The sequence below is a fragment of the Francisella sp. 19S2-4 genome (assembly GCF_036281795.1).
Lineage (GTDB): Bacteria > Pseudomonadota > Gammaproteobacteria > Francisellales > Francisellaceae > Francisella.
In genome coordinates, this window is the sequence record NZ_JAWUZH010000013.1 from 1 (window position 1) to 14,988 (window position 14,988).

A 14,988-nucleotide genomic window follows, 5' to 3' on the forward strand; every position below is an offset into this window, starting at 1 on the left:
TAAAATACTAATATCTGTAACATCTGTATTTTACAAAATATATCTAACAATTTGGGATATTAATTCAACAGTCTTTTATAAGCTACAAAGACAGATTTATTTAAAGATCCTACTAGGCTATATTTATGATTTGTCTCATCTATACCTTCAGTTGGTAATCTAGTTTCATCAGAACCGTAAATTATAACTTTACCAGATGGTTTAATATTGTAATTAAAATGGTGTATATATGAGATTTTAGCAGGGCCTGCATTTAGTCCATTTTCTCCTGAGAATGTAATATTATCTTTATCTATACTTGATGCGTTACTAAATTTATGAATGTATAGGTTTTTTACTGTTTGATTTATATTATCTTTTGTAACAATACCTTCATGTTCTTCTATAAGTGTTTTATCTGAGTAGTCTTTATGGATATAGTAATATACAGTAAAGTTGTATTCATTTGTTTGTACTAATTCAGTTAATTCATCAAAGTTTTTTACTACTTTAGTATTTTGGGGTAGTTTATCTTCGATATTTTTTGTCTGATCAGAATTGCTTGTACATCCTATTAATACTAAAGTAAATAAAACTAGAACAATGAGTCTGATATTATTTATTAAAATTTTCATTTAGTTATTACTTGTTAAAAAATATATATAATATCTTGTTAAATATTAACAAATAAATTAAATAATTAATTTATATTTATATCAAACATTGTTTTAAGAAATTAGTGAATTTTTATATTTTTAATAAGGTTAAATAATTAAGTTATGAAGAAGCTTTTAATTGATTTTATTAAGAACTGGAAACTAGTTTAGAATGAGGATTTTCATTCGAGTTATAGAGAGGGTTAATCTTGTTTTTTTATATAGGCTTTATAATACTGGAAAGTCATTCCTTCAGCTTTTCTATAATCAGGAATATCTTCTCTTAACTCACTATCAATTAGCTTAAACTCAATGCTAGGTGAGAAGTTGTTTATTAATTCAGATTGAGAGGCACTAAAGGGAGGGGTTTGGATTTCGGGGTTTTTATCATGCTCCATTACTAGGAGTAATATTTGTGTTTTTTCTGAGCATACTTCTAGCATCATCTTTGCATACTTGGCTCTTAATTCAGAAGGTAAAGCAATATAAGCACCTCGGTCATACCAAATGTCAAATTCTGGTAAGTTTTTAGCTATCTTAGGTAGATTAAAAATATCTGATACATATATTACAACACTATCACCCTTATAATATTTATAGCCATCTTCTTCTATAACTTCATATTCTATATGATTCTGAGTAAAAAATGAGATGACGGCTTTTTCAGATAATTCGATTCCAATAACCTTGATCCCTTTATATAAGAAAAATAATATATCTATACTACATCCACACATTGGGATTACGCATGTTGAGAAATCACTTACTTTCAGTTTAGGAAAATGCTTAACTAGAAACTCATTTGGAGATTCTTGACAGAAATTTTCGACATCATTATTTTGCCATCTATTTAACCAGTATTGATTATTCTCAGTTTCGACCTTATTCATTTTGCTTATGATTTTAGGTTATTGGTTAGTAGACATGTTAACATGAATTAGATGATAAATATTAGCTTTAAATGTGGTGATTTAAGGTTTGGTTTATTATAATTTTCTAAGATTATAAAGGAGAGAAAAATGCAAAATCAAAGCTTACTTATCAAAAATGCTACAGTTGTAAATGAGGGTAAAACATTTAAATCTGATGTTTTAGTAGAGAATGGCAAGATAGCTAAAGTTGCTGCAAATATAGATAGAGCGGTAGATAAAACTATCGATGCCACAGGTCTTCATCTACTACCTGGTATGATAGATGATCAGGTGCATTTTAGAGAGCCTGGCCTTATGCATAAGGGTGATATTGAGTCAGAATCTCGCGCTGCTGTAATGGGCGGTATCACATCATATATGGAGATGCCAAATGTAAATCCAGCTACTACAGTAGTTGAGCGTTTAGATGAGAAAAAAGAGCGTGCGGCAGCTAGATCACATGCAAACTATGCTTTTTATCTAGGTGCGACAAATGATAATGTTAAAGAGTTAAAACGCCTAAAACCAAATGATGCCTGTGCTATTAAGATCTTTATGGGTGCTTCAACTGGTAATATGCTAGTGAACAATCCTGAGACATTAGAAGGCTTTTTCAAAGATAGTCCGTTACTAATCGTGACGCATTGTGAAGATACGCCGATGATTACCGAGAATGAAAATAAAGCACGTGAGAAATATGGTGAAAATGTACCTTTTGACTTACATCCAGAGATTCGTTCACGTGAGGCATGTTTTAAATCATCGGAGCTTGCAGTTGGTTTGGCAAAGAAATATAACTCAAGATTACATGTATTACATCTAACTACAGCTGAAGAGATGATACATTTTGATAATACTATTCCTCTTGAGGAAAAGAGAATCACAGCGGAGGTTTGTGCCCATCATTTATTCTTCTCACGTAAAGACTATGCTGATAAAGGCTCACGCATTAAATGTAATCCAGCAGTTAAAGAAGAGAGTGACCGTCTAAAACTACTAGAATGTGTAGCTAATGATACTATTGATGTGATCGCAACAGACCATGCCCCGCATACTTGGGAAGAAAAGCAAGGTACTTACTTTAAAGCGCCAGCTGGTTTACCACTTGTTGAGCAAGCTCTTATCTCAGTATTAGAGCATTATCACAAAGGTTTCTTAACTTTAGAGCAAGTCGTGCAAAAGACAGCTCATGCTCCAGCTATAGTCTATAAAGTAAAAGATCGTGGTTTCATCCGTGAAGGATATCATGCTGATTTGGTATTGGTAGATCTTAATGATCCGCATACTGTGACTGATGAGTGTTGTCATTATAAATGTGGTTGGACTCCATTTGATGGTGTTACTTTCCAATCAAAGATTCAGACTACAATTGTAAATGGTGTAGTGAAATATCATAAAGGTAAAGTTGTGAGTGATCAAAGAGGACAGTGTTTAGAGTTTAATCATGAGTTTTAGGTTTAAATAGAAGGTGGTTTTTGTATGGGTCAGTTTCTAATAGCTGCTGCAATTGCTGTTATATCATCATTTTGCACTTATATCCTAACTTCTTTAAAGATAGGAATAGGTTATAAATATCTTCGCGAACAAAAATGGTTAGATAAGGAGTTGGAAGTAGCCACTAAATCATGGGAGAATCTTCAAAAGTTTAGAAATAATGCTCTTATTTCCGTCAATAATATGAAAATATATCCAGATATTAAAGCTCTTCATGTCGACGAGCTAGAGGCATTGTATAAATCGTTGGAATTAAATACTTCTCAAATAAAGCAACTTGAAGAAAGTGGTGAGAATATACAAAAGAAGCTTCAATATTATATCGACAAGAAAGAAGTGTACCAAGCAGATAAAAGCCTTATTGAGTTTGAGCAAGAGTTTAATAGTTCACGTATATTCCTTAGACCAGAGCTTAAAAAGCCTTTTAAAAACATCTCAAAAAAATTAAAAGATATTGTCATAGATAGAGATGTATATTTGGATTATAAAACAAATGATTATTATCAAGAAAAAAACCAAAAAGTAAAAGAGATGGAAGAAATGTTTAGAGAACTAGAATTAAGTTTAGAAGAGGTTATTTTTTTGAAAAATAGATCTCTAAAAGAAAAATTAACTTCAATTATTAATCAGCTCAAAAGCTCCATATCTAACCTATGTGGTAATAATAGTTAAATTATCTATTATTTATATACTTCGCTACTTACTACGTAAGTTTTAGCGACATACTTTTTTCATGGCAGAAAAAGTATGCAAAACTGCCTAGCACTACGCTATCGTAGCTTAAAATATCCACTATGTTTAAAAATAGTACTTGATCAAATAGCTTATCAATAAGATATTTGCTAGATTCCGTGGTCAAGCCTGACGGAATGACGTATTACTTTTATATAGTTTTATTTTCTACCCATTTGTTTTTGAGTCTACTAATAGCTAATGTGCACATTTCCTGTCTTTCATTTTATTTACAACAATTACAACAACGGCATTAGCATACGAACTATAGCTATAGATCAAATTTTTAAATACTGCTAAATTCTTTGTTCGAATGGCTAGAGATAACAGGGTTAAATGTGTAAAGCAAACATAAATGAGTTACAACTAAAGTAAAATACAGCGCACTAGCAACATAAAAAGCTACTTGTACATTGGCTAATTGAAATATTATTCCTCCAGCAAAAATCCCTGTGAGGCTACCAAATTTAGAAAGAGAGTTGCAGTATCCTATCAATGAGCCAAAATTAGTATCTCTAATTCGACAGGTTAGGCTAAATAAGCAAGGTAGTGTACCGGCAAAGGCTACCCCTAATATAAGTCTAGCTATTATTATTTCATAGATGTTATGTGTCGTAGTATGTACGAAGATAGCTACTATAGCTAAAGTGAATATAACTACAAAATACCCACTAGCAAAGTAGTATTTTTGATTATTATTTTTTAATAATTTATCAAAAAGGTGGCCTAATGGAGCAGATATAAATAATAAACTAAAAGCAGGAGCTGAATATATTGCTCCAATAATCAGAGGATTTGCATTAAAGAAATCCTTAGCATAGACAGCAAAGAAAGATAGAGGTATAAATTTCGCAGCTTGAAATAAAAATATACTTAAGAAGATCACACTAAAATATAGATAGTCTAATTTATTTTTTTCTCTGCGAGGAGATATATCTCCGTTATGATTTTCTTTTGGTAAATATGCCGGAGTAATTTTCTTAAGCTTAAATAGTAGTATTAAAAATGTAAATCCAGCGATTAATGAGCTAATTAGAAAGACATTATTATAGTTAAAAATATTTGCTAAAACTACACCAAATAATGGTCCTAGTGCTATACCTACAGCTGTTGAGGATTGTAACCAAGCGAGTACTCTGCTTCTATATTCTTTTGATACGAGAATTACAGCATAGCTTTGGGAAGCTAATAAATACCCAGCAATTGCCCCTTGAATAAATCGAAGAGTTATAAATACGAGTATATTATTAGTTAAATATATCAAAATCTGAATAAGTGCTAAGGCTGCTGCAGCTCTTAGTATCATCGTTTTATAGCCAAACTTATCAGCATATTTACCCCAAATAGGAGAAAATATTATTGCAGATACGAGGGGTAGAGTATATGCGAGAATACTCCATGTATTTGCAGACAATAGACCATAGCTATTAAGAGAGTGTAGATAAATTGGTAAAAATGGATTACACATTTCCATTGCTACTATAACTAATAAATTGACAGCAATATAATAGAACTATTTGAGATTTTATTGTGCGATTCATAATTTATGCTAAACAGCTGAGCTAATTTGTAATATTCATGATTATTATAGCTGTAAGTTTTGCTGTAGAATGGCATATAAACATATATGGATAAATTTGAAATCTACCTCTAGCTTAATTATAAGCTCCAGCAGAGTAGTGTAGCTCATAGCTATGGCTATAGATTTCTAAGATATTGCCAAATGGATCTTCCATATAGATCATTCTATATGGTTTTTCACCAGGGTAGTAGAATCTTGGTTTAGCCATTCTACGTTTACCTCCAGCATCAACTATTTTTTGAGCTAGTCCTTCAACATCTGGATCTTGGACACAGAAGTGGAAGATCCCAGTTTTCCAGTATTCAAAGTTATTCTCTGGATTTTCTTGGTTTTTAAACTCAAATAGCTCAACACCAATACGATCACCTGTAGATAAATGAGCTATTCTAAATGATCTCCAGCCCGCGCCAAAAACATCAGTACACATTTCTCCAATAGCACTATCATCTTCAATAATTTCTGTAGGTTTCATAATCGTATACCAGCCTAAAACGTCAGTATAAAATTTAACAGCTGCTTCAAGATCAGGTACAGATATTCCGATATGAGAGAAATTTCTTGGGTATGTATTTTGCATGATTTTTTCCTTTTTTTGATTAGAACTTTAATTTATGAGATGATTATATTTTTTAAATGCTATAATGTAAAATTATTAAAAATTATAATTTTAATTATAAAAAATGATTAATAGTAAGTTTCTTAATACTTTCTTAAAACTTGTCGAGGTTGGTCATTATACAAAGACTGCTAAGCTTTTAAATATGACACAATCAGGAGTTAGTCAGCATATAGATAAGCTAGAACAAAGTATTGGCAAAACGATCATAAATAATACTGGTAAGAAGTTTGAGCTAACTCAAGCAGGGTATTTACTCTATAAATATGCTATAGACATAAGAGATAGAGAACAAGAGTTCGTATCAGAAATAGGCCATGACTATCCTTATGAAGGAGAGTGCAAGTTTGGCTGCTCCGGAAGTATTTTAATACAGATATATAAGCCTTTTCTTGAATATCAAACTAAACATCAAGATCTTAAGATATCACTAGAGTCTATACCAAACAAGAAAATTATAGATATGCTTAGTTCTAATGATATTGATATTGGTATAGTGACAAATAAACAAGACTCAGAACAGTTCACACAATTAAAGGTGGGTGTCCAAGAACTTGTAGTAGTGATCTCAAAAAGACAACAAGATAAATCTTTAGAAGACATTATAAATACAGGATTTATTAATCATCCAGATGGGTTATATTACCTTGAGAAAATATTTAAAAATAACAACAAATCTCATAGTAGTTTTAAAGGAGTTAGAGAGACTGGTTATGTTAATCAGTTAAGTCAGATTTTATTACCGGTGTCTCTAGGTCTAGGCTTTACGATATTGCCTAGATTTACAGTAGAGAACTCAGAATATTCTGATAAGTTGAAAATTCTAGATTTAGAAGTTCCGACATATGAGAGCATATATGTTTTATATAAAAAATATAAAGATCTACCTGTTCGATACACTTGGTTTTTAGATCATTTGAAGAGTTTCTTGAAAAAATAATTAGTTATTCTAAACTTGCTTTAGAATTCCAATAAAAACTAAAAAAACAGAAATTATTTAATATACTTATCAAACCAAGCTATTTGTTTAGTAAGTATTTGCTGCAAGGGCTCACCTTCATAGCATTCATAGTGACTAACACCTTCTAGAACCATAAGCTCTTTAGGATCATTAGCTTTTTCATATAGGATATGAGACTCTTCTACAGGGTTTACAGAATCTGTATCTGAAGCAACTATTAATACAGGTATCTTTAAGTCACCTATATAGTTTTCAGGTTTGTGTGAGATAGTTTCATTAACTGTAAGAAAAGGGATCTTAATATCAAAAGCATCATACTCTTTACTATATCTTTCATAGAAACCTAAAGATTGCTCATCTGTTAGAACCTTATGTAAAGGAACCATCATTTCCTTACCAGTTTTTTCTTTTTTAGCTAACATTTTATCGATCATTCCAAAGAACTTTTCTTTCTCTTCAGCAGACATCTCGCCTGTGATTACTCTTTCACCATTAGCAAAAGTTAGTTGTACAGATAGACATTTAACTAGATCATTTTGAGCTGCTGCAGTGATAGCATTTGCGCCACCATATGAAGTTCCCCATAGTCCGATCTTACTAGAGTCAACGAAGTCTAAGCTAGTAACATAGTCTATCGCTGAGTTGATATCTTCTATTTGTAATTTTGGTACTAATCTACCTCTTTCACCTTCACTCTCACCAAATCCTCTATAATCAAAGTTAAGAACTATATATCCAGCTTTAGCAAAAGCTTCAGCGTATGCTGGGAGTAGCACTTCTTTAAAACCAGCAAAACCATGACAAAGAACTATTGCTGGGTATTTGCTATTTTCGTTAAAGTTTTCAGGCTTGTATAGTAAAGCCGCGATATTTGATCCGTGAGATTTAAAACTTACTTTTTCCATATTTCTTATCTATTAATTTAGGTTTTTGTATTTAATTTATTCTATCAGAAATTAACAATATGTATTTAGATTAATAAATATTATTTTAATTTATTTTGAAAAATTGGAGATATTAAGAAATTCTCATTATCAGATCGCTTATTTAATAGGTATCATAACTTCATTAGTGCGTAAGAATGGTATAGTCCAAGGTGGGTTATATCCTGCTGCTTCTGGTTGACCAGTGACTTGATAGTTATTAGATTTTATCCATGCTTTAAGCTTTTCGGTATTAGAATCTATAGATTCTTTATCTAAGAATCCACTAAATGTGATTACAGCCATTTTTGTCTCAGGTTTTTCAACAAGTCTTACTCTATCATTAGTTGGTTTTGGTGCGCTTTGAAGATTATACTGTGATGGTAATACAAATGCGATGGTCCAATTTTTATCATTACCTGTTATCATCACAGGCGCTGTCATCTGTATTTTCTCTGATGATTGTTCTATCTTGACAGGAGCAGTCATTTGGATATTTTGCTTAGTGGTATTTTCTCCAGTTATATACTTAAATAGATAGCCAAAACCTCTATTAACAGCAGACTTGTAACTAGAGTCTTGTACAGTTACTTGAGCCTCTGTAAGAGGAGCATAGACTCTGACAGAGAAGTTATCATCCTTTTTGATGTTCGTATATTTAGCTTGAGGAGTATTGTTTATCCCTAGGATACTACAAGATGATAGTGCTAGAGCTGAAACTATATAAAGAGATTTTTTAAACATATCTTGTACTCCTTTTTTATTGTAAAAGATATCTATACTAATAATTATAAATCATTATATACTTATAAAAGAGTTAAAATTTTGTAAAATCAGCTTTTAACATAGTTGATTTCGCAATAATATGGGGTTTAGAGTTATGAATAAATTAACAAAAATATTGGTAATATTTTTTGTGATGTTTGGCTTTTGTTATGCTAGTGTAGATCAGCCACTTAAGTTGTTAGTACAACGAGCGGCATTGATGCAAGGTGTAGGAATATGTAAATCAAAGCTTAAAGGCTCTATCTACGATGCTAATCAAGAAATAAGTGTATTACAAAATGCTAAAGCTTTAGCTAAACAAAATAACTTAGAGGAAAATTCATTTCTAACGTTCATTCAACTACAAATGGATTTATCTAAGCAAATAGAAAACTACTATCTAAATAATGCGACAAAACAACAACTTGAGCAGCAAAGTACAGATTGTTTGACTAATTATCGCGATAAGATTAAAAAGGTTGATGCTCAGCTATATCCTGCAATAAGTGAAAATATTAAGTCAATTAGAAAAGATAAAAAATTGGCTTCTCAGATTAGCGAGCTTGTTAAAAAACAAAATATTAAAGGTATTCCACAAGATCCTAACTATTTAGATTTAGTTGCATATAGCTTACAGAATATTAAAAAAGCTAAGCATTAAAACAAAGTTAAAATATAGTTTACTATCATTACAAATTGAACTAATATATAGTTTCAACATCGATTAATCTTTTGAGAAACTCAATGAAAATAATGTTCTCAGCAGATGGTATATCTAAATCTGATTTAGAAAAAACAGCGTCTGTTTCAAAGTATGTTGACTGTGTCAAAATAGGTCATATTTTATGTTCGACACTATCATTTAAAGAAATTCATGAGCTAGTAGGAGATAGAGATATCTTCTTAGATTTTAAATTCCATGATATTCCAAATACAGTTAAGACTGCGATAGAAAACTATTCAAAAGCTATCCCAAATTTTAAATACTTTACTTTTCATGGAACTGCTAGTGAAGATATGGTAAAAGCAGCGCTTAATGCAGATACCCAAGCTATCCCATTAGCAGTGATTACTCTAAGTAGTGATGCTAACTTTGATAAAGCAGATAGCCTAGCTAAATTTGAAAGATGTGTGAATTTAGGTGTGGAAAACTTCATATGTCATCCTCATTTAGTAGCAGATGTCAGAGCTAAGTTTGGGGATAAAATCAAACTATATGTCCCAGGTGTAAGACTTGAGTCAGACTTAAGTGACGATCATTTTAATGCTTTGACACCTAAAAAAGCTAAAGAGCTTGGCGTTGACTATATTATAGTAGGAAGACCTCTTCTACGTGCTGAAAATATTGTTGAGAAGCTAAAAGAGTTTAGTTTATAAAATTAATCTACTATCTTTTTTACATGTTCAGCTGAGTCTGCTTTTGCTAAGGATAGGCGGATAATACTATTTTCTATTGCTTCTAAGCTATGCATAGTATTTGGCTCTAGATAAACTAAGTCACCGATTTTTAGGTTATGTTTCTCCTCACCAATATAGAAGTTAAGATCTCCTTTGATTAACATGATCGTTATAGAGTGTGGGGCTGCATGCTCTTTCATTGTTATATTTTTTGGAATGCTTACTTGCATTTCTTTCGTTAGAGGAGTCTCTATTAGTTTTTTGATAATAACTTTGTTTTGACTAAAGTCAGCGCCTTCAACAAAATTTATAAATTTTGCCATATCTATCACCTTTAAAAAATAATATACATTTTAAATACATAATATAAATATATTAGAAACTCTATCCCAAGTCAAGGTAGCAATTTGATAGTACTATGCATAAGGTTTATAAAATGTTAGAATTTCCAAAATGTTTTTGAGCTTTATTCTATGCGAAATCATAATCTAAAGAAAATCATAATATCACCACCGTTTGGCAAATATCTTAAGTTTAAAGAAACTTCTAATGTCTATGGATCTTTTACAGTAAGTAGACGTTGGGGACTTATCAAACAAGCAATTAAAACTATTCGCAAGGTAGAGAAAAATGCTTGGCGTAATAAGATAGGTTTACGTAATCCAGGACTGGCAAATGCAAATCCACCAAAAAGAGCTCAGGATATAATATCTCTAGCAGCATTAGAAATAGCAGACTGGCATAGCTTTGCAGAAACTTTAAAGTTACCAAAGTTTGCTAATCATAAAAATATTGAGATAAATATTGGTTGTCCAAATGCTAGTATTGTTGATTTCCCAGCTGAGTTAGCATCTTTATTTGAAGATAGAAATATTAGTATAAAAATGCCACCAACAGTAGATCACAATGCTAAGATTAGAGAGTATCTTGCAGTAGGTATTACAACTTTTCATTTATGTAATACTATCCCTACAGATAAGGGCGGTATCTCAGGTTATCCCTTACATGAATATAGTTTGCCAGCTATCAAGAAAGCTAAAGAAGAATTTGGTGATAGTATTACTATAATTGGTGGAGGTGGTATTTATACTCTTGAAGATGCTAAAAAATATATAAATGCTGGCGCTGATCACTTATCTCTAAGCTCTATAATGTTTAATCCAATTAAAGGTAAAAAACTAGTTAAAGAGATTGTTAGGGAGTTTGGCTTTTAATTTATGATTTCAAAAATTATAGAGTTTACAAGGATTGGTATAATAGTTGTTGGTGGCTTTCTAGTCTCCTTTCTGTTTAAACAAAACTCTATAGAGCTATTGCATTATAATACATTGGTTATTGTTATATCACTATCAGGGCTCTCTGGATTAGAGGGGATATTTTTTAGCAAAGAATCAGCGAAATCTTTAGGTAGGCAAGCAAATCGATCTTACCAACTACAATCTGGGGTTAATAATCTATCTGTAGCTTTAGTTGCTAGTTTTGTTTGGTATATGCAATGGGGGGTCTATGCTGATGCTACGGTGCTGCTATGTTGCTTAACATTTTTTACTCTATCGGCAGTTATCCATACTTGGGAGTTCCTAACATCTAGGAATTTAGTTAGAAAAAATGCTATGAGAGGCGTGTTGGTTTTAGGGTTACTGATTTGGCAGATACCTATTATATATGGTGCTCTGAATACTTATTCATAGTCTTTTTTTAGCAGTAGTTTATCCGTATTTTTATATGACTGTGGTGCGAAATCTCCCATCCATTCTTTAACTGCTTTGAAGTTTTCGATAAATGTTTGTTTATCACCATCAGATACTTTCTCAGCATTAGAGTTTACAAATTCAGCGAACTCCGCGATAGTTTGTTGTCTTTGTTTATCTGACATAATAATATCAGCATATAACCCTGGCCCTTGGCTAAAAAGTCTACCAACAATATTGAGTTCCATCTTATATACAGGACTCGCAAGCTTTAACATTTTTTGAATATCAACATTTTTGTGCTTAAGAAATAGTCCTAGACAATACACACTAAAATGCTCAATACCTTGGATAAAAGTCATAGCCTCATCATGCTCTTCGGCAGTCATTTTCTCAATACTAAAGCCAATTCTTGCTAGATCATCGATAAAATATTGATACTTATCCTGTTGCTTACCATCACATACTACAATTACTTGATTGTCAGGAGAGCTAATAGTTGGGCCAAAAATAGGATGTAGACCTACCACAGGACCATCATAGTTAGCTAACATACTATCTAAAGGCTCTTTTTTAATACTAGTATAGTCAGCTAGGATTGTTCCTTCAGAGAGATAAGGTATAGTCTTTTTAATAATTTCATCTGTCATATATATTGGTACAGATAGTATTACAATATCTTGATTAGCAAGTTTTTGTTCAGGATTTTGCCAATCATTATGACCGAAAATAGTTAGAGTATATTCAGGTAAAAATTTACCAAAAATGTTTTGAGTCATTTGACCCATTTCACCATTACCACCAATTATACAAATTCTTTTTTGCATTTTTAAGTTTCCTTAATTTTAATTTTCTCGCTGCTTACTTTGTAAGCTATAGCGACATACTTTTTTCATGGCAGCCCTTCGACTTCGCTCAGGAACCGGTATGCAAAACTGCCTAGCACTGCGCTAACGTAATTGAAAACAAATAGAAAATAAAAAACTCACATTGTTCAAATAGTTTTATTTTCTTATTATTTGTTTTTGAAACTACTAATCGCTAATGTGCATTGTATTTTTCTTTAAGATGTAAGTCACCTATCTTTTACTAATTACTAAATTTTAAAACTAAAAGTTACTGGTCCGTCATTAGTTAACGATACTTTCATATCCGCACCAAATATTCCGGATTGGACTTTTTCATATTTGTTCTTAAAGATTTCTTGAAACTCTTCAAATTTATCTTTTGCAATATTAGGGGCGCAACCATCACTAAAGCTAGGCCTATTGCCATTACGAGTATTAGCAGCTAAAGTAAATTGTGGCACAAGAATTATCTCTCCTTGTATATCTCTAAGAGATAAGTTCATCTTACCAGCTTCATCTTCAAATATACGATATTTAAGGATTTTCTCAGCCATCTTCTCAAAAGTTTGATGAGTGTCTTCTTTTTCAACACATACTAGTGCTAAGATACCTTTATTTATATCAGCAACTTTTTGCTGCTCTACAATTACATTTGCACAACTGACTCGTTGAATTATACTAAGCATTTTAAAAAATATTTGTCTTATAAACAGTTTTAGATTGTATCAAAAAAATGTTTTATACAGTATAAGATATATAAAGATAATTTGCGTAATACAAATTGTTACAAAAGTCTAATATTTTAGACATATTCATTTCTTAATATATAAATATAAAATATTCGATAGAGTCTTTTGACTCTTAAAAAAATATATGAGGGGAATATATTGGAATCAAACTTATTTAACTTTTCTAGATGTCTTGTTGCGGCAGTTCGTAAACAGATTAAATATTCAGAAAATCTTCATTCATTATATAAAGAAAATTTTCAAAGTAGTTATTATAAGCATAGGAATGACGATCAATTTACATTCAGACAACGAACATGTAATTTTAATGAGGAGTATCTTGGTTTTCATATAGTACGTAATCAGATTAGAGTTGGGCGTTGTCTAGAGTTAAGCGTTCTAGTATGTTATTTATCTAGCTTTATGAATTCAGAAATTGGAGATTCTTATATGACTATGGTATATACGCATAGTCATACATTTTGTTTAGCTCATAACTCTAAAGAAATACATCAAATGTCAATGAATATGACAATTGCAGAGAGCTTAACTGAATTAAGTCAAAAATCTAACTTACAACAAGCAATACTTGTAGATCCTTGGATTTATAAAGTATCAAAGCTCTCAGATATTTTAGAATATCAAGATACTATTAAAACTTTCAATGTGGAAAGATATTTCTCTGGATCTATAAAAAAGAGTGGATATTCAAAAATGATTTCTGAAAATTATCTTGCTTCACTAATGCCACAAAATAAGCGTTTTTTAGAGTTTCCAATGTTTCGAAGTATTAAAGATGATTTTAATTTATTCTATACGGGAAGAAAAACATTACCTGATTTAGATATAGATAGTATTAAATTTGGTTTAAATCAGGATATTGGTCGGTGTCAACGTTTAGAAGATCTTAAAATCTTTATTAAGAAACTATCTGAAAAATCTAGTTTTTGGTATTCTAGTTGGTTTTGCGATGATAAAAAAGGAGAGAGTTATAAAAAGTTAATAGAATGTATCGATTATGCACAAACAAACCACGTAGATATTGGTAATGATAATATGAGAAATATTTTTGTTGCGGCATTAAAATTAGCTCCAAAAATCCGTGATAAGAATGCAATGCCTGGCAGTGTCACAAAAACACTAATGGGTTTACTTAACTATAGTGTAGTAGGAGTAGAATCTTATAAATTTGAAGAAATTGATGGCATGAGCTTGAGTGAGATTAGAAATATAATCAGATCAAATGGTACTCAAATTGATAAAATTAACGAGTTAAAAATACATATTCATAGTTTACCTGGTGATTTTTTTTATAGCACGAATGATTTATATGAACAAATAAAGTCATTTATAAATAATAGTAAAACAGATTCAAATTTTTATTATTACGACTCTAGAATAGCTAGTGAATATAGAGATATTTAGAATTTTACTATAGATGTATAATTTATTTTAATTTTGTTGCGCCACAATTACATTTGCACAACTGACTCGTTGAATTATACTAAGCATTTTAAAAAATATTTGTCTTATAAACAGTTTTAGATTGTATCAAAAAAATGTTTTATACAGTATAAGATATATAAAGATAATTTGCGTAATACAAATTGTTACAAAAGTTTAATATTTTAGACATATTCATTTCTTAATATATAAATATAAAATATTCGATAGAGTCTTTTGACTCTTAAAAAATATATGAGG

17 protein-coding genes are annotated in these 14,988 nt (G+C 30.9%); 8 read left to right on the forward strand and 9 right to left on the reverse strand.

The window, feature by feature from the left end; translation table 11 throughout:
• Window positions 1-59: 59 nt before the first annotated feature.
• Both R8535_RS04180 and R8535_RS04185 read right to left on the reverse strand, forming a co-directional pair.
• Window positions 60-614, reverse strand: a complete 555-nt coding sequence (locus tag R8535_RS04180; RefSeq protein WP_329498759.1) for a hypothetical protein — start codon at window positions 612-614, stop codon at window positions 60-62.
• A gap of 224 nt (window positions 615-838) precedes the next feature.
• Entirely contained in the window at window positions 839-1,525 is a 687-nt protein-coding gene (locus R8535_RS04185; protein ID WP_329498761.1) for a thiopurine S-methyltransferase, read from the reverse strand.
• A 129-nt stretch (window positions 1,526-1,654) separates the two neighbouring features.
• Between R8535_RS04185 and R8535_RS04190 the strand changes: the two genes are divergently transcribed.
• Both R8535_RS04190 and R8535_RS04195 read left to right on the forward strand, forming a co-directional pair.
• The gene (locus R8535_RS04190) at window positions 1,655-3,001 is read left to right on the forward strand and encodes a dihydroorotase (RefSeq protein WP_329498762.1); all 1,347 of its coding nucleotides are present in this window, start codon (window positions 1,655-1,657) and stop codon (window positions 2,999-3,001) included.
• Window positions 3,002-3,025: 24 nt separating this feature from the next.
• Window positions 3,026-3,712: a hypothetical protein gene (locus R8535_RS04195; protein WP_329498764.1), complete on the forward strand. Its 687-nt coding sequence runs from the start codon at window positions 3,026-3,028 to the stop codon at window positions 3,710-3,712.
• Between the two features lie 346 nt (window positions 3,713-4,058).
• On the opposite strand, the gene fslB is transcribed toward R8535_RS04195, so the two are convergent.
• The gene (fslB, locus tag R8535_RS04200) at window positions 4,059-5,246 is read right to left on the reverse strand and encodes a rhizoferrin export MFS transporter FslB (protein WP_329499482.1); all 1,188 of its coding nucleotides are present in this window, start codon (window positions 5,244-5,246) and stop codon (window positions 4,059-4,061) included.
• A gap of 181 nt (window positions 5,247-5,427) precedes the next feature.
• Window positions 5,428-5,931 carry a lactoylglutathione lyase family protein gene (locus R8535_RS04205; RefSeq protein WP_329498768.1) on the reverse strand — a complete coding sequence of 168 codons (504 nt, stop codon included), beginning with the start codon at window positions 5,929-5,931 and terminating at the stop codon, window positions 5,428-5,430.
• A gap of 103 nt (window positions 5,932-6,034) precedes the next feature.
• On the opposite strand from R8535_RS04205, the gene R8535_RS04210 reads away from it, so the two are divergent.
• Window positions 6,035-6,910 carry a LysR family transcriptional regulator gene (locus tag R8535_RS04210; protein WP_329498769.1) on the forward strand — a complete coding sequence of 292 codons (876 nt, stop codon included), beginning with the start codon at window positions 6,035-6,037 and terminating at the stop codon, window positions 6,908-6,910.
• Window positions 6,911-6,963: 53 nt separating this feature from the next.
• On the opposite strand, the gene uilS is transcribed toward R8535_RS04210, so the two are convergent.
• The gene (gene uilS, locus R8535_RS04215) at window positions 6,964-7,836 is read right to left on the reverse strand and encodes a UilS family quorum-quenching N-acyl-homoserine lactonase (protein ID WP_329498771.1); all 873 of its coding nucleotides are present in this window, start codon (window positions 7,834-7,836) and stop codon (window positions 6,964-6,966) included.
• Window positions 7,837-7,974: 138 nt separating this feature from the next.
• Window positions 7,975-8,598: an SOUL family heme-binding protein gene (locus R8535_RS04220; RefSeq protein WP_329498773.1), complete on the reverse strand. Its 624-nt coding sequence runs from the start codon at window positions 8,596-8,598 to the stop codon at window positions 7,975-7,977.
• A gap of 136 nt (window positions 8,599-8,734) precedes the next feature.
• On the opposite strand from R8535_RS04220, the gene R8535_RS04225 reads away from it, so the two are divergent.
• Window positions 8,735-9,280 carry a chorismate mutase gene (locus tag R8535_RS04225; RefSeq protein WP_329498775.1) on the forward strand — a complete coding sequence of 182 codons (546 nt, stop codon included), beginning with the start codon at window positions 8,735-8,737 and terminating at the stop codon, window positions 9,278-9,280.
• 83 nt (window positions 9,281-9,363) lie between these two features.
• Complete coding sequence (gene pyrF / locus R8535_RS04230) at window positions 9,364-9,996, forward strand: orotidine-5'-phosphate decarboxylase (protein WP_329498777.1); 633 nt, start codon at window positions 9,364-9,366, stop codon at window positions 9,994-9,996.
• A gap of 2 nt (window positions 9,997-9,998) precedes the next feature.
• On the opposite strand, the gene R8535_RS04235 is transcribed toward pyrF, so the two are convergent.
• Window positions 9,999-10,340, reverse strand: coding sequence for a cupin domain-containing protein (locus R8535_RS04235; protein ID WP_329498779.1), 342 nt, complete (start codon window positions 10,338-10,340; stop codon window positions 9,999-10,001).
• A 150-nt stretch (window positions 10,341-10,490) separates the two neighbouring features.
• On the opposite strand from R8535_RS04235, the gene R8535_RS04240 reads away from it, so the two are divergent.
• Both R8535_RS04240 and R8535_RS04245 read left to right on the forward strand, forming a co-directional pair.
• Complete coding sequence (locus R8535_RS04240; protein ID WP_329498781.1) at window positions 10,491-11,231, forward strand: HisA/HisF-related TIM barrel protein; 741 nt, start codon at window positions 10,491-10,493, stop codon at window positions 11,229-11,231.
• Window positions 11,232-11,234: 3 nt separating this feature from the next.
• Window positions 11,235-11,708 carry a DUF6790 family protein gene (locus tag R8535_RS04245; protein ID WP_329498783.1) on the forward strand — a complete coding sequence of 158 codons (474 nt, stop codon included), beginning with the start codon at window positions 11,235-11,237 and terminating at the stop codon, window positions 11,706-11,708.
• Here R8535_RS04245 and tyrA read toward each other — a convergent pair.
• Both tyrA and dtd read right to left on the reverse strand, forming a co-directional pair.
• Window positions 11,699-12,535: a bifunctional chorismate mutase/prephenate dehydrogenase gene (gene tyrA, locus R8535_RS04250; protein WP_329498785.1), complete on the reverse strand. Its 837-nt coding sequence runs from the start codon at window positions 12,533-12,535 to the stop codon at window positions 11,699-11,701. The genes R8535_RS04245 and tyrA overlap by 10 nt on opposite strands.
• 269 nt (window positions 12,536-12,804) lie before the next feature.
• Window positions 12,805-13,242 (reverse strand): D-aminoacyl-tRNA deacylase, encoded by a 438-nt coding sequence (gene dtd, locus R8535_RS04255; protein ID WP_329498787.1) that lies wholly within the window; start codon window positions 13,240-13,242, stop codon window positions 12,805-12,807.
• A gap of 201 nt (window positions 13,243-13,443) precedes the next feature.
• Here dtd and R8535_RS04260 point away from each other — a divergent pair, with 201 nt between their 5' ends.
• Window positions 13,444-14,709, forward strand: a complete 1,266-nt coding sequence (locus tag R8535_RS04260) for a hypothetical protein (RefSeq protein WP_329499484.1) — start codon at window positions 13,444-13,446, stop codon at window positions 14,707-14,709.
• Window positions 14,710-14,988: the final 279 nt, after the last annotated feature.

Coding starts and splice junctions, on each gene's coding strand:
- R8535_RS04180 (WP_329498759.1), bottom strand. CDS start 614: ATGAAAATTTTAATAAATAATATCAGACTCATTGTTCTAGTTTTATTT.
- R8535_RS04185 (WP_329498761.1), bottom strand. CDS start 1,525: ATGAATAAGGTCGAAACTGAGAATAATCAATACTGGTTAAATAGATGG.
- R8535_RS04190 (WP_329498762.1), top strand. CDS start 1,655: ATGCAAAATCAAAGCTTACTTATCAAAAATGCTACAGTTGTAAATGAG.
- R8535_RS04195 (WP_329498764.1), top strand. CDS start 3,026: ATGGGTCAGTTTCTAATAGCTGCTGCAATTGCTGTTATATCATCATTT.
- fslB (WP_329499482.1), bottom strand. CDS start 5,246: ATGGAAATGTGTAATCCATTTTTACCAATTTATCTACACTCTCTTAAT.
- R8535_RS04205 (WP_329498768.1), bottom strand. CDS start 5,931: ATGCAAAATACATACCCAAGAAATTTCTCTCATATCGGAATATCTGTA.
- R8535_RS04210 (WP_329498769.1), top strand. CDS start 6,035: ATGATTAATAGTAAGTTTCTTAATACTTTCTTAAAACTTGTCGAGGTT.
- uilS (WP_329498771.1), bottom strand. CDS start 7,836: ATGGAAAAAGTAAGTTTTAAATCTCACGGATCAAATATCGCGGCTTTA.
- R8535_RS04220 (WP_329498773.1), bottom strand. CDS start 8,598: ATGTTTAAAAAATCTCTTTATATAGTTTCAGCTCTAGCACTATCATCT.
- R8535_RS04225 (WP_329498775.1), top strand. CDS start 8,735: ATGAATAAATTAACAAAAATATTGGTAATATTTTTTGTGATGTTTGGC.
- pyrF (WP_329498777.1), top strand. CDS start 9,364: ATGAAAATAATGTTCTCAGCAGATGGTATATCTAAATCTGATTTAGAA.
- R8535_RS04235 (WP_329498779.1), bottom strand. CDS start 10,340: ATGGCAAAATTTATAAATTTTGTTGAAGGCGCTGACTTTAGTCAAAAC.
- R8535_RS04240 (WP_329498781.1), top strand. CDS start 10,491: ATGCGAAATCATAATCTAAAGAAAATCATAATATCACCACCGTTTGGC.
- R8535_RS04245 (WP_329498783.1), top strand. CDS start 11,235: ATGATTTCAAAAATTATAGAGTTTACAAGGATTGGTATAATAGTTGTT.
- tyrA (WP_329498785.1), bottom strand. CDS start 12,535: ATGCAAAAAAGAATTTGTATAATTGGTGGTAATGGTGAAATGGGTCAA.
- dtd (WP_329498787.1), bottom strand. CDS start 13,242: ATGCTTAGTATAATTCAACGAGTCAGTTGTGCAAATGTAATTGTAGAG.